General features: G+C 62.0%; 14 protein-coding genes. 9 read left to right on the top strand and 5 right to left on the bottom strand.

Going from position 1 to position 13,448, the window contains the following annotated elements; all coding sequences use genetic code 11:
* The first annotated feature begins 117 nt into the window (after positions 1 to 117).
* Positions 118 to 1,245 carry an ATP-dependent DNA helicase gene (locus tag NKJ15_RS11525; RefSeq protein ID WP_023720791.1) on the top strand — a complete coding sequence of 376 codons (1,128 nt, stop codon included), beginning with the start codon at positions 118 to 120 and terminating at the stop codon, positions 1,243 to 1,245.
* Between the two features lie 19 nt (positions 1,246 to 1,264).
* On the opposite strand, the gene NKJ15_RS11520 is transcribed toward NKJ15_RS11525, so the two are convergent.
* Positions 1,265 to 1,669, bottom strand: coding sequence for a SpoIIAA family protein (locus NKJ15_RS11520; protein WP_352450052.1), 405 nt, complete (start codon positions 1,667 to 1,669; stop codon positions 1,265 to 1,267).
* 115 nt (positions 1,670 to 1,784) lie between these two features.
* On the opposite strand from NKJ15_RS11520, the gene NKJ15_RS11515 reads away from it, so the two are divergent.
* The 3 genes from NKJ15_RS11515 (at position 1,785) to NKJ15_RS11505 (ending at position 6,613) form a co-directional block, all read left to right on the top strand.
* On the top strand, positions 1,785 to 2,525 hold the full coding sequence (locus tag NKJ15_RS11515) for a pyridoxine 5'-phosphate synthase (RefSeq protein WP_352471639.1): 741 nt from the start codon (positions 1,785 to 1,787) through the stop codon (positions 2,523 to 2,525).
* A gap of 96 nt (positions 2,526 to 2,621) precedes the next feature.
* Positions 2,622 to 4,535 (top strand): potassium transporter Kup, encoded by a 1,914-nt coding sequence (locus tag NKJ15_RS11510; RefSeq protein ID WP_352815360.1) that lies wholly within the window; start codon positions 2,622 to 2,624, stop codon positions 4,533 to 4,535.
* A gap of 158 nt (positions 4,536 to 4,693) precedes the next feature.
* On the top strand, positions 4,694 to 6,613 hold the full coding sequence (locus tag NKJ15_RS11505; RefSeq protein WP_352450049.1) for a potassium transporter Kup: 1,920 nt from the start codon (positions 4,694 to 4,696) through the stop codon (positions 6,611 to 6,613).
* A gap of 43 nt (positions 6,614 to 6,656) precedes the next feature.
* On the opposite strand, the gene NKJ15_RS11500 is transcribed toward NKJ15_RS11505, so the two are convergent.
* Positions 6,657 to 7,547 carry an SDR family oxidoreductase gene (locus NKJ15_RS11500; protein ID WP_352815358.1) on the bottom strand — a complete coding sequence of 297 codons (891 nt, stop codon included), beginning with the start codon at positions 7,545 to 7,547 and terminating at the stop codon, positions 6,657 to 6,659.
* A 136-nt stretch (positions 7,548 to 7,683) separates the two neighbouring features.
* Between NKJ15_RS11500 and NKJ15_RS11495 the strand changes: the two genes are divergently transcribed.
* Both NKJ15_RS11495 and NKJ15_RS11490 read left to right on the top strand, forming a co-directional pair.
* The gene (locus NKJ15_RS11495; RefSeq protein ID WP_352466906.1) at positions 7,684 to 8,094 is read left to right on the top strand and encodes a winged helix-turn-helix transcriptional regulator; all 411 of its coding nucleotides are present in this window, start codon (positions 7,684 to 7,686) and stop codon (positions 8,092 to 8,094) included.
* A gap of 74 nt (positions 8,095 to 8,168) precedes the next feature.
* A complete protein-coding gene (locus NKJ15_RS11490) occupies positions 8,169 to 9,407 on the top strand; it encodes an FAD-dependent oxidoreductase (RefSeq protein WP_352815356.1) in 1,239 nt (412 codons plus the stop codon).
* On the opposite strand, the gene NKJ15_RS11485 is transcribed toward NKJ15_RS11490, so the two are convergent.
* Together NKJ15_RS11485 and NKJ15_RS11480 are read right to left on the bottom strand one after the other, a co-directional pair.
* Positions 9,355 to 10,080: a glutathione S-transferase family protein gene (locus NKJ15_RS11485; RefSeq protein WP_352815354.1), complete on the bottom strand. Its 726-nt coding sequence runs from the start codon at positions 10,078 to 10,080 to the stop codon at positions 9,355 to 9,357. The genes NKJ15_RS11490 and NKJ15_RS11485 overlap by 53 nt on opposite strands.
* A gap of 1 nt (position 10,081) precedes the next feature.
* Positions 10,082 to 10,387 carry a Rieske (2Fe-2S) protein gene (locus NKJ15_RS11480; protein ID WP_352470198.1) on the bottom strand — a complete coding sequence of 102 codons (306 nt, stop codon included), beginning with the start codon at positions 10,385 to 10,387 and terminating at the stop codon, positions 10,082 to 10,084.
* 100 nt (positions 10,388 to 10,487) lie between these two features.
* On the opposite strand from NKJ15_RS11480, the gene NKJ15_RS11475 reads away from it, so the two are divergent.
* Positions 10,488 to 10,940 carry a MarR family winged helix-turn-helix transcriptional regulator gene (locus tag NKJ15_RS11475; protein ID WP_352470199.1) on the top strand — a complete coding sequence of 151 codons (453 nt, stop codon included), beginning with the start codon at positions 10,488 to 10,490 and terminating at the stop codon, positions 10,938 to 10,940.
* Positions 10,941 to 10,978: 38 nt separating this feature from the next.
* Here the strand turns inward: NKJ15_RS11475 and NKJ15_RS11470 are convergent, their stop codons facing one another.
* Positions 10,979 to 11,407, bottom strand: a complete 429-nt coding sequence (locus NKJ15_RS11470) for an anthrone oxygenase family protein (RefSeq protein ID WP_352815353.1) — start codon at positions 11,405 to 11,407, stop codon at positions 10,979 to 10,981.
* A gap of 155 nt (positions 11,408 to 11,562) precedes the next feature.
* Between NKJ15_RS11470 and NKJ15_RS11465 the strand changes: the two genes are divergently transcribed.
* Both NKJ15_RS11465 and ilvC read left to right on the top strand, forming a co-directional pair.
* Entirely contained in the window at positions 11,563 to 12,216 is a 654-nt protein-coding gene (locus NKJ15_RS11465) for a TetR/AcrR family transcriptional regulator (RefSeq protein WP_352470201.1), read from the top strand.
* A gap of 23 nt (positions 12,217 to 12,239) precedes the next feature.
* Positions 12,240 to 13,259 (top strand): ketol-acid reductoisomerase, encoded by a 1,020-nt coding sequence (gene ilvC / locus NKJ15_RS11460; protein ID WP_023676662.1) that lies wholly within the window; start codon positions 12,240 to 12,242, stop codon positions 13,257 to 13,259.
* Positions 13,260 to 13,448 lie beyond the last annotated feature (189 nt).

Here is a 13,448-nt window from a genome sequence, read left to right as displayed (position 1 = left end):
TTCCTGTTCGTCACTGATAGCCTGACCCTGTCGCAGCGGCGTGATTGCCGGCGATGAAAATTTGCCGGTGACGGCAGTCACCTTGTCTTTCCCTCGCGAATCCGGTCTGTCGCGCTGATGGAATTCTCTCCTCAACAAGACGAGGCGCTGAAGGCGGTGGCCGGCTGGCTGAAAGCCGGCAAGCCGCAGCTGTTCCGGCTGTTCGGCTATGCCGGCACCGGTAAGACGACGCTGGCGCGCTATTTCGCCGAGCATGTCGACGGCCAGGTGCAGTTCGCCGCGTTTACCGGTAAGGCGGCGCAGGTGCTGCGTTCCAAGGGCGCGGTCAATGCCCGCACCATCCATTCGCTGATCTACCGGCCGAAGGGCGAGGAATCGGTAGCGGACGAGGTGACCGGCAAGACATCGATGTCGCCGACATTTTCGCTCAACCGGCAGAGCCCGATCTCGCGGGCCAAGCTCGTCGTCATCGACGAATGCTCGATGGTCGACGAGCAACTCGGCCGTGACCTGATGAGCTTCGGCACGCCGATCCTGGTGCTCGGCGATCCCGGCCAGTTGCCGCCAATCTCCGGCGGCGGCTTCTTCACCGACCACGAGCCGGACATTCTGCTCACCGAAATCCACCGCCAGGCGCGCGACAACCCGATCATCAGGCTGGCGCTTGACGTGCGCGAGGGCCGCGAGTTCATGCGCGGCGACTATGGCGCGGCGCAAGTGATCGGCAAGGAAGACGTCACCCAGGAATTGGTGCTGAAGGCGGACCAGGTGCTGGTCGGTACCAACCGTACGCGCCGCCGTTATAACCAGCGGCTGCGCGAGCTGAAGGGGTTCAACGCCGATTATCCGCAAGCCGGCGACAAGCTGGTCTGCCTGCGCAACGATCCGGCCAAGGGACTGCTCAACGGCTCGTTGTGGAAGGTGATGACCTCGTCGCGCGAGACGGTCAAGCCTGGCATCAATCTGCTGGTTTCGCCGGAGGAAGACGACCCGGATCGCGGCGTCGCCAAGATCAAGCTGCTCAAGGCGGCATTCGAAGATCCGGACGCCGACATTCCCTGGCAGCAGAAGAAACGTTTCGACGATTTCGACTATGGCTATGCACTGACCGTGCACAAGGCGCAAGGGTCGCAATGGAACGAGATCGTGCTTTTCGACGAAAGCTGGGCATTCAAGGAAACTCGCCAGCGTTGGCTCTATACCGCTATCACGCGCGCGGCCGAACGGTTGACGATCGTCCGATAGGGCTGTCAGGTCCGTCGTATCAGCGCTGGGCGATCGGTCTGGCGTCAAGCCATTCCCAGGCGGCGGCTTCGTCCTTGGCCTCGAAATGCCGGAGTTCGATAGGCAAAGAGGCAGGCAAAAAGGCTCTTGCCTCCGGTATCCAGTTCGGCTCACCGATCGCCGCGCAGCGGCCGATATGCTCCACGGCATGAGCTATGCCCTGTTCGATCGTCTCGTCCGATACGTCGGCCCAGTCGACACCCTCATGGTCGATCAGGCGCACCAGCACGTCGATCTTCGGATGCAGCGCATAGGCCGCCTCCAGCAATCCGAACAGGTTTTCGGCGTCAGCCGCTGCGACATGGCCGACGACATCGATGGCGAAGAGGTCTTCGCGATCGGTGTCGATGCGGCGAACCGCCGGCACGGCCTCGAGAAAATTCAACAGGGAACTCCTTGCGCTCGATTTCCTTCGCACACCTTGGAACACCTGAAACCCTCTGTCTGTTCCCATTAAAGGCGGTATAGATGCGCGCCAAGATCAGCCTGGAGCCGTGCAAATGCCTGCAAAGCTTTCCGTCAATCTCAATGCGATCGCCATGCTGCGCAACCGGCGCGACCTGCCGTGGCCAAGCGTGACGGGGCTCGGACGCATCGCCCTTGCCGCCGGCGCGCATGGGCTCACGGTGCACCCACGACCCGACGAGCGGCACACCAGGCATTCCGATCTGCCTGAGATCAGGGCGCTGATCGACGACGAGTTCCCGAATGCGGAATTCAACATCGAGGGCTATCCGACCGAGGAGTTCCTGGCGCTTGTGGAAAAGCATCAGCCCGAGCAGGTGACGCTGGTGCCCGACGACCCGGCGCAGGCGACTTCCGACCATGGCTGGAACTTCGCCGCCGAGGCTGCGTTCCTGACACCGGTCGTCAAGCGCCTGAAGAAGGGAGGCTTTCGCGTGTCGCTGTTTTCGGATCCGGATCCCGCTGGCGTGAACGCCGCTCGCGACACCGGCGCCGATCGGATCGAACTCTATACGGGTCCATACGGCAGCTATCATTCCGATTCGGCAAAAGCGGCGAAGGAATTGGAGAAATTGGGAAAGACGGCGGATGCCGCATTGGCGGCAGGGCTCCAGGTCAACGCCGGGCACGACCTTGTGGTGAGCAATTTGCCGGCGCTGGCCAGGCGCATCCCGGCATTGGCCGAAGTGTCGATCGGACATGGGTTGACAGCCGATGCGTTGGAGTATGGCATGGCCGCAACGGTCAGGCGGTTTCTGAAGGCTTGTGGCTGGTAGAGAAAGGCGAGCCGATAGGCCATGCGTTCCGGGCACGGCAGCGCGTCCTTTCCATCCCGCAGCGTCGAGCGCCGCACGTCTATGGGAGTGTCGTCCATGGCTCTTGCCCACGCCGGTAGCGAGGCAGAACCCATCGAACAATCCAGCCACTCCAAGGCCGAGCAGCACAGCACCAGAGTTTTGATGCTGGGCGCATTGGGCGTGGTTTACGGCGATATCGGCACGAGCCCAATCTACGCGTTTCGGGAAGCGCTGCACGCATCGTCGGGACCGGTAGCGCGCAACGACGTCCTTGGCGTGCTGTCGCTTATCGTCTGGGCGCTGACGATCATCGTCACGATAAAGTACGTCGCTTTCGTGCTCAGAGCCGACAACAAGGGTGAGGGCGGCACGCTGTCGCTGATGGCGCTTGCGCGCAACGCTTATCCAAAGGGAGCCCGGTTCATTCTGGGGATCGGACTTTGCGGCGCGGCGCTGTTTTTCGGCGACGCCATCATAACGCCGGCCATCTCCGTGCTTTCGGCGGTCGAGGGCCTGGAAGTGGTGACCCCGACGCTGGAAACTTATGTTGTTCCGATCACGCTGATCATCCTGGCAATGCTTTTTGCCGTGCAACGCTTTGGCACCGGCAGGGTGGCGGCCGTGTTCGGACCGGTGACGGCAGCGTGGTTCCTGGCGATCGGTGCCGCCGGGGTCTACCATCTGCTGGACGACCCGTCGGTCCTGCTGGCGATCAATCCCTATTACGCGGTCGCTTATCTGGCCAATACGCCCACCGGTGCGTTCGTCACGGTCGGGGCTGTGTTCCTGGCGGTCACCGGGGCCGAAGCCCTTTATGTCGATCTCGGCCATTTCGGCCGCAGGCCAATAGTGCTGGCGTGGTTCTCCGTCGTGTTCCCTTGTCTGCTCCTCAACTATTTCGGACAAGGGGCGTTCGTCCTGGCCAATGGCGGCAAACCCACCAATCCGTTCTTCCAAATGCTGCCTGATTGGGCCCTGATGCCCATGGTTGGCCTGGCGACGGCAGCGACGGTGATCGCCAGCCAGGCGGTGATCTCCGGCGCGTTCTCGCTGACTCGCCAGGCGGTACAGCTCAATCTGCTGCCACGTATCGAGGTGCAGCATACTTCCGAGATGCAATCCGGCCAGATCTACATGCCGCGGGTCAATCTGGTGGTCGCGCTGGGCGTGATGTTGCTGGTTGTCGGCTTTGGCAGTTCGAGTGCGCTGGCTTCCGCCTATGGCATTTCGGTGACTGGCGAAATGCTTATGACGACCATCCTGCTGTTCGTGGTGATGCGGTTCCGGTGGAAATGGCAGCTTGCACTGGCGGCCGCGCTCACACTGCTGTTCGGCACGATCGATACCGGATTTTTCCTCGCAAACGTCGTCAAGATCCTCGAAGGCGGGTGGGTGTCGATCACGGTCGCCTGCGGCATGGGGCTGATCATGTCCACATGGATACGCGGCACCCGCTATTTGTTCGACAAGACGCGCCGGAACGAGATCCCGCTGGATTTCCTCGCCGGCAATCTGCTGAAGAAGAAGCCGCATCTGGTGTCGGGCACCGCGGTGTTCCTGACCAGCGATCCGCTGAGCGCGCCGACCGCGCTGATGCACAGCCTGAAGCACTACAAGGTGCTGCACGAGCAGAACGTCATCCTTTCGGTGGTGACGGCACCGCAGCCGGTTGTGCCCGACAGCGAGCGCGTCAAGATGGAAATGGTCAACGAGCTGTTCATGCGGGTGACGCTGACCTTCGGCTACATGGAGCAGCCCAACATCCCGCGTGCGCTGGCGATCTGCCGCAAACAGGGCTGGAAGTTCGACATCATGACGACGTCCTTCTTCCTGTCGCGGCGCTCTCTCAAGGCCTCGCCCAATTCCGGCATGCCGGTCTGGCAGGACAAGCTGTTCATCGGGCTGGCGCGCTCGGCGGCCGATGCAACGGAATATTTCCAGATCCCGACCGGACGCGTCGTCGAGATCGGGACGCAGGTGGCTATTTAAAAACGTGTCCGTTGCGACATTCCAGGTGGTCTGCCGATCGGACTGAGTCTGCCAAGTCGTGGAGGGCTCGCAATATCGGGACGGAGCCATTACGTGACGGCACTTGATATTGCAGCGCAGCAAGCGTAGAGCACCGCCCGCTTACCGGAGTGTCGTCCATGGCCCTTACCAATGCTGGTAACGAGGCAGAACCTGTCGAACAATCCAGCCATTCTGAGGTCGAGCAGCACAGCACCAAGGTGCTGATGCTGGGCGCGCTCGGCGTGGTTTACGGCGATATCGGTACCAGCCCGATCTATGCATTTCGCGAGGCGTTGCACGCATCGGCCGGTGGCAACGTCGCCAACCGTGGCGACATCCTCGGTGTGTTGTCGCTGATCATCTGGTCGCTGACGATCACCGTCACCATCAAATACATCATGTTCGTGCTCCGCGCCGACAATCGAGGCGAGGGCGGGGTGCTGTCGCTGATGGCGCTGGCGCGCAACAGCTTCCCGACGCGCTCGGCGGTGATCCTCGGCATCGGCATCGTCGGCGCGGCGCTTTTTTTCGGCGACGCAGTCATCACGCCGGCGATCTCGGTGCTATCGGCGGTCGAAGGTATGAACGTCGTCACGCCGACATTCCAGCCCTATGTGGTGCCACTGACACTGGCCATCTTGGCGATCCTGTTTGCGGTACAGCGATTCGGCACCGGCGGCGTAGGTTTGGTGTTCGGGCCAGTCACCGCGCTGTGGTTCCTGGCCATCGGCCTTTCCGGCATTAACCACATCATCGCCGATCCGGAAATCCTGCTGGCGATCAGCCCGCATTACATCGTGTCGTTCCTGGTCAACTCGCCCGATGTCGCCTTCGTCACGGTTGGTGCGGTCTTCCTCGCCGTCACCGGCGCCGAGGCGCTCTATGCCGACCTCGGCCATTTCGGCCGCAAGCCGATCGTACTCGCCTGGCTGGCAATCGTGTTTCCTTGTCTGTTGCTCAACTATGTCGGGCAAGGCGCCTTCGTGCTGGCAAATGGCGGCGTTGTCGGTCATCCATTCTTCGAGATGAACCAGGGCTGGACGCTTATTCCGATGGTCGTGCTGGCGACGGCGGCGACCGTCATCGCCAGCCAGGCGGTGATCTCCGGCGCTTTTTCGCTGACCAGACAGGCGGTGCAGCTCAATATGCTGCCGCGTTTCGTTATCCAGCATACGTCGGAAAAACAGTCGGGCCAGATCTATCTGCCGCGCATCAACCTGATGCTGGCGCTGGTGGTGATGTTGCTGGTGGTCGGCTTCGGCGAATCCAGCCGCCTGGCCTCGGCCTACGGCATTTCGGTGACCGGCAACATGCTGGTGACGAATGTGCTGCTTTTTGTTGTGATGACGCGCATCTGGAAATGGCCGCTCGGCGTCGCGATCGCCTTGATGGCCGTGTTCGCCTTCGTCGATACCGGCTTCTTTGCCGCCAACATAGTCAAGGTGTTTGAAGGTGGCTGGGCATCGCTTGCCATCGCCGCAGTTATCGTGATGACTATGTGGACCTGGATCCGCGGCAGCCGCTATTTGTTCGACAAGACGCGCCGGAACGAGATCCCGCTGGATTTCCTCGCCGGCAATCTGCTGAAGAAGAAGCCGCATCTGGTGTCGGGCACCGCGGTGTTCCTGACCAGCGACCCGCTGAGCGCGCCGACGGCGCTGATGCACAGCCTCAAGCACTACAAGGTGCTGCACGAGCAGAACGTCATCCTTTCGGTGGTGACGGCACCGCAGCCTGTCGTGCCCGACAGCGAGCGCGTCAAGATGGAAATGGTCAACGAGCTGTTCATGCGGGTGACGCTGACCTTCGGCTATATGGAGCAGCCCAACATCCCGCGTGCGCTGGCGATCTGCCGCAAACAGGGCTGGAAGTTCGACATCATGACGACGTCCTTCTTCCTGTCGCGGCGCTCGCTCAAGGCCTCGCCCAATTCCGGCATGCCGGTCTGGCAGGACAAGCTGTTCATCGGGCTGGCGCGCACGGCGGCCGATGCGACGGAATATTTCCAGATCCCGACCGGACGCGTCGTCGAGATCGGAACGCAGGTGGCTATCTAAATAAATGGCCGTGCCCTTCGAAGGGCACGGCCATTTGTCAGGCTCAGCTCACCAGAGCCGCCTTATTTGCTTCAAGAAATTGCTTCAGCGGCCGCGGCTTCCTGCCGGACAGCGTCTCGATCTCGTCCGTCACCATGCTGATGCGGCCGGAACGTGTGTTGGTGTCGAACGAAACGATGACCGGGGCGAAACCTTCGGGGACGCCGGCTGCCTTCAATCCCCCGGTCAGCGCTTCGTCCGAAAGCTGGACGACCTCGATCGGCTTGCCGGTAACTTCGGTGACGAGGGCCGCGATTTCAGCCACCGTATAGGCCTGCGGACCCGTCAGCGTGTATGTCTTGCTTTCGGTTGCCCCCGATGCGAGACAGGCGGCGATCGCCGCGGCTATGTCGTCGCGTGCGCCATGGGCAATGCGGCCGTCTCCAGCGGATGTGTACCAGTGCCCCGAGGCGATGGCGTGCGGCAGCGCCATGAACAGGTTCTCCTGATACCAGCCGTTGCGGAAGATGGTGTAGGGGATACCGCTCGCCTTGATCGCCTGCTCGGTGCCGTGGTGATCAGGCGCAAACAGTACCGGCGATCCTGGCTCCGGACTGGGCATCGACGTGTAGAGCAGATGCGAAACGCCGGCGCTTTTTGCGGCGGCGACCGCAGCCTCATGTTGCTTCAGGCGCTTGCCCGGAACGGCGAGCTCGTTTGTCGAAATGATCAGAACCCTGTCCGCGCCGGTAAATGCACTGGCCAACGACGTGGCGTCGTCGAAGTCGACTGCCCGGATGGTGACGCCTCGGGCTGCCAGATCGGCCAGATTTTCCGGGTTGCGGGTGGCGGCGATGATGCGCTGAGGGGAGACCTTGAGCGTGTCAAGCAGATGATTAATGACGCCGCGGCCAAGCTGGCCGGAGGCGCCGGTGACGAGAAGGGTGTCGGTCATGAGATGTCCTGACGTTGCGCCGGAGCGGCGGGTGCATATGTTAGTCTCAAAAAGAGACCAGCACTAAAATAGGAATTGACCCATCCTCGTAAAGAAGGCAGTTTTGCGGGAGGTAGGCACACCCAGGGAACCAGCCATGGACGGCAAGATCGTCAATCTGAGATCGAAGCTCGAGATATACAAAGCAGGCAGCGGTGGCGGAAACCTTGCGGATTGCCCGGTTCGCGACGTGATCCAGGGCATAAGCAATAAATGGAGTTCACTGTTGATGGAGGCCTTGGCCGAGAAGCCGTACCGCTTCGGCGAATTGCGGCGGCTGGTGCCCGATATTTCACAGCGGATGCTCACCCAGACGCTGCACGATCTGCAGCGCGACGGCTATGTGCATCGCCAGGTGTTTCCGACCAAACCGCCGAGCGTCGAATACAGCCTCACCGATCTCGGGCGCTCGATGTTTGGACCCTTGCATCAGCTGATCCAATGGGCCGAGCTCAATCACGGCGCTGTACGCGAGGCGCGGAAGGTTTTCGATGCTGCCGAAGGCTGAGCCTCCAGGCCGAGACGGCGGCTTGATTTAGCGGCGGTGCTGAAGGATTGTCCGGCCTGGGTTGGGGCGGGCAGATGGGCAATTCTCTGGACATCGCGATTGCCGGCGCCGGGCCGGCTGGACTTGCCGCCGCGCTCTATCTCACGCGCGCCGGACATAGGGTCACCATCTTCGAGCGCTTCAACCAGCCACAACCGGTCGGGTCCGGGCTGATCCTGCAGCCGACCGGGCTGACGGTGCTTGCCGATCTCGGCCTGCTCGATGACATTCTGGCGCTGGGCAGCCGCATAGACCGCCTGCATGGTGCAGATGCCAAGACCGGCCGCACAGTGCTCGACGTCCGCTACGATGCCCGGAGTGGCGGCCGCTTCGGGCTGGCGGTGCACCGCGCGGCTCTGTTCGGCGTGCTTTTCCGCGCCGCCCGGCGCCAGGCGCTCACCATTGAGACAGGTATCGAGCTCGAGACGCTGGAAACCGGCGAGCGGGCAACATTGATCTGCGGCAACGGACAACGGATAGGGTCGTTCGACCTGGTAGTGGATGCCAGCGGTTCGCGCTCCAAACTGCGGCGGTGCGTGAACAATCCGGGCGAACCGCGATCGCTCGCCTATGGCGCGTTCTGGGCATCGCTTGGCTGGCGCGGCGAGGGTTTCGACGAGCACGCGCTGCTGCAGCGCTACGACAGCGCGAGCGTGATGATCGGCGTGCTGCCAATCGGCCGGCCCGAGCCGGATGCCCAGAAGATGGCGGCATTCTTCTGGAGCCTCAAGCCGGCGGATGCCGAGCGCGTCTGGGCGGCAGGTCTCGATGCATGGAAGGCGAGATTGGCCGGGCTGTGGCCTGAATGCGCGGCCTTCATCGACCAGATCGACAGTTTCGAGCAGCTCTCGCTGGCGCGCTATGGCCATCACACGATGAAGACGCCAGCCGGACGGCGATTGGCCGTTATCGGCGACGCGGCCCATTCGACAAGCCCGCAGCTCGGGCAGGGCGCGAACATGGCGCTGCTCGATGCAGCCGCGCTCAACTACGCGCTCATAGGAACGGACCGTATCGATACTGCGCTGGGGGCCTATGTCCGGGCGCGGCGATGGCATGTGCGGGTCTTCCAGGCGCTGTCGCTGGTGCTGACGCCGTTTTATCAGTCGGATTCGATTGTGATGCCGTTCGTCCGCGACAGGCTGGTGGCGACGCTGGCAAAAGTCCCGCCGGCGCCGCAGTTTCTTGCTTCCATGGTTACAGGAACGGTGCTCAATCCATTCAAGCCGATAGGGCTTGCGGAAGCGCTGTGGCCGGATCGTTTTGGCGGATGATTTCCGAAAGGTGCGAACCCTTAGCCTGCAAGAATGCGTGGAGGCGTTGCGGATAATCGGGAGCGACCGCGTCCTTCACGGATGGGCGTTCGTGCAAGGCCTTGCGCCAGGCCGAGACAAACGGCTTTCGGTCCAGGATGCCGAAATCGCCGATCCGGTCGAAGATGTCGAAATAGCGGAAGATCGGCCCGTAGACCGCGTCGACCAGTGAAAAACGCTCGCGGTCGAACCATGGTCCAGCCGCGCCGTTCGCCAGTTCCACTTCCAGGCGATCGAACATTGCTGCCAGAGCCCCGCGTTCGGCGATGAAGGCGGCTTCGGTGAGTGCTGAATAGAAGCGGCCGATGGCATTGAGGATTGCTGAGCCGAACTCGATCCAGGCGCGATGCCGGGCACGGGCATAGGGGTCGGTGGGATGCAGCGGATTGGGCTGGGTTTCCTCGAGGAATTCGAGGATGACGAGCGATTCGAAGATCACCGTTTCCTGGCCGTCATGCTCAACGCGGAGCAGCGGCACCTTGCCGAGCGGCGATATCGCCTTGAACCAGGCAGGCTTGTTGGCGAGATCGACCGTGATGCGTTCGAACGGCACGCCCTTTTCGCGAAGCGAAATCGCCGCGCGCTGCACATAGGGGCAAAGATGATGGCTGACGAGAGTGAGCTTGTCGGTCATCTCACTCCCCCCAGACATAGTTCAAAGCACCGTCCTCGACGCGGGTGGAGAGGAACATCAGGCGGGAGCCCTTCGGCGCCGGGCCTTCGAGGCGATCACCGTTCGCCATGTCGAACGAGGCGCCGTGCCACTGGCAGACGAGCTTGCCGTCCTTGCAGTCGAGCGGGCCACCGAAATGCAGGCAGACGTTGGCGGCGGCGCGGATACGCTCGCCGCTGCGGTAGACATGGACCTCGCGGCCGAAAAACGGAGCGATGAGGCTGCCTGTTTCCGGAATGTCGGCGATCTTGCAGATTTCATGCTTCATCGGAATTGCCTCTTGGGATTGATGCAATTGCATCTATATAGATGCATTTGCATCGATCGTCAAGCTTGATGCAATTGCATCTATCGCCTACGATGCAATCATGACCGGGATTCCTTCACCTCCAGCCATCAAGGCCTGGGCTCGCCTGATGCGGGTTTCGCGCCAGTTGTTGGAAAGAGCCGAGGACGCGCTGAAGGACAGTGGCCTGCCGCCGCTTGCCTGGTACGACGTCCTGCACGAGCTTGCCGAGGCGGGCGAGGGCGGATTGCGGCCGTTCCAACTCACCGAGCGCACCCTGTTTGCGCAGTACAACATCTCCCGGCTGCTGGCGCGGCTCGAAGCCGACGGGCAGGTCGAGAAGCTTCCAGTTGCCGATGACGGCCGCGGGCAAACAGTCCGCGTCACAGACAAGGGACGCGAGACGCGCCGCCGCATGTGGGCTGTCTACGGCCGGTCGATCGCGGAGTTGGTCGGCTCCCGGCTTTCCAATGTTGAGCTGGACGCGCTGTCAGCTCTGCTTGGGCGCCTGCGAGATCCGCCCGCCCTGGAGTGACACGCCTTCATGACGAAGATGGCGACCGATTGGCGAGGTCAGGCACTGCCCCAGAGGAATGCCAATGTCGCCAGAACGCCAAGCCCGATGCGGACCAGATGCAGATTGCCCCATTTGGCGATCAATGTCCGAGCTTCAGGATTGACGGAGTTCGCGTCCATCGCCTCCAGCAACCTATTTGCCGGCATCATCACCAGCAACGTCCATGGCCAAGGCAGGATGATCAGCACGGCGCCGGCCAGATAAGCGAGATTGCCGGTCAGCCACCACGCGACGAGGCCAAGAAAACAGGCGATGACGGCAATCGAGGCCTGCATGGCGGCGCCGCGCTTGTAGGAAGGCTGCCATTCCTGCAGCAATGCTTTGTCCTCGAGGCGAAGCCGCGCCGGCTGTTCGGCGACGCTGACGTAGATAGCCGCACCCGCGAACACTGCGGTAACGGTCAACGCAAGCAATCCGGCGAGCATGATCAGTGTCTCCCGTGATGCCCCGCATGGAGCAGGCTACAGAAATAAAGGCTTGCGTCGGGTCGGACAATACGCCATAAAGCCGAACCGTAACGTACGGTACGCCATCGAGCTCATATCAGAACTGCGGTGAGTTTGCCTCCTGAGGAAAAACTGTGTTGCACGCTGTGACCGACATCGACACCAGCGAGGCGCTGACGGAGCGGCAGAAGGACGTGCTCGACGCCGCCCTTCGCCTGCTGGTCGAAGAGGGCGATCAGTTGACCATGACCGCCGTGGCGCGGCGGGCGAGCTGCTCGAAGGAGACGCTCTACAAATGGTTCGGCGATCGCGACGGGCTGTTGACGGCAACGGTACAATGGCAGGCGTCTAAGGTGCGGGTAGTGCCGGTCGACCGCAAGGGGCTCGACCTCCCTTCGCTGACGGCGAGCCTCGAACGCTTCGCTTCGGACTGGCTCAAGGTAATTTCGAGCGACACCTCGATCGCGCTGAACAGGGTGGCGGTCGGCCATGCTAGTTCGGGGAAGGACGATCTCGGCGCCATCGTGCTGGAGAACGGCCGCTTCGCACTGGCCCGGCGCCTTAAACCGGTGCTGGAGGCAGGCAAGGAAGCTGGTTTCCTCGAGTTTTCCGACGCGGAGACGGCGTTCCGCACCTTTTTCGGGCTGGTCGCCCGCGACGTGCAGATCCGCCTGCTGCTTGGCGACCGGCTGGAATTGACTGATGCGGCGATCGGCGGCGATGCCGTCCGGGCGACGCAGCAGTTTCTCGCTCTTTACGGGGCAAAAACCGGGCCGCAAGGCCTCTGAATTCAAAACGGGAAGGAACAAAAATGCGTGTCTATTACGATCGCGATGCCGATCTCAACCTGATCAAGGGCAAGAAGGTCGCCATCATCGGCTATGGCAGCCAGGGCAGGGCGCATGCGCTCAACCTTAAGGATTCCGGCGTCAAGGACATCGCCATCGGCCTCAAGGCCGGCTCGGCGACCGCCAAGAAGGTCGAGGCCGACGGGCTCAAGGTGATGAGCGTAGCCGATGCCGCCAAGTGGGCCGACCTGATGATGATGGCCACGCCGGACGAGCTGCAGGCCGACATCTACAAATCCGAGATCGCGCCGAACATCCGCGATGGCGCAGCGATCGCCTTTGCCCACGGCCTCAACGTGCATTTTGGCCTGATCGAGCCCAAAGCTTCGGTTGACGTCGTGATGATCGCGCCGAAGGGGCCTGGCCATACGGTGCGCGGCGAATACCAGAAGGGCGGTGGTGTGCCGTGCCTGGTCGCGGTCAACCAGGACGCTTCGGGCAATGCGCTCGACCTGGCGCTTTCCTATGCCTGCGGCGTTGGCGGCGGCCGCTCGGGTATTATCGAGACCAATTTCCGCGAGGAGTGCGAGACCGACCTGTTCGGCGAGCAGGTGGTGCTGTGCGGCGGCCTGGTCGAATTGATCCGCGCCGGCTTCGAGACACTGGTGGAAGCCGGCTACGCGCCGGAAATGGCCTATTTCGAGTGCCTGCACGAGGTCAAATTGATCGTCGACCTGATCTATGAAGGCGGCATTGCCAACATGAACTACTCGATCTCGAACACCGCCGAATGGGGCGAATATGTCTCGGGCCCGCGCATCATCACCGCCGAGACCAAGGCCGAGATGAAGCGCGTGCTGAAGGATATCCAGACCGGCAAGTTCACCTCGGAATGGATGCAGGAATACCGCGCCGGCATGTCGCGCTTCAAGGGCATCCGCCGCAACAACGACAGCCACCAGATCGAGGAAGTCGGCGCCAAGCTGCGCGCGATGATGCCGTGGATTTCGAAGAACAAGCTGGTTGACAAGGCCAAGAACTGAAGGACATCCACGTTCGTTTCGTTACCCGTCCTCGGGCTTCGCCCTGCGGGCGCGTGGGAATTTCCATGAACAAGCTGGTCGACAAGGCCAAGAACTGATCGCAATTTCATTGCCGATCAAGAAAGGCCGGCGGAGCGATCCGCCGGCCTTTTCGCATCAAGATCGTGTGGTTTCCAGGCTTCTGGACAG

It is taken from the genome of Mesorhizobium sp. M0207 (assembly GCF_040321995.1).
GTDB lineage: Bacteria > Pseudomonadota > Alphaproteobacteria > Rhizobiales > Rhizobiaceae > Mesorhizobium.
The sequence above is the reverse complement of the archived record's forward strand: the minus strand, read 5'-3'. Positions and strand labels throughout refer to the sequence as shown.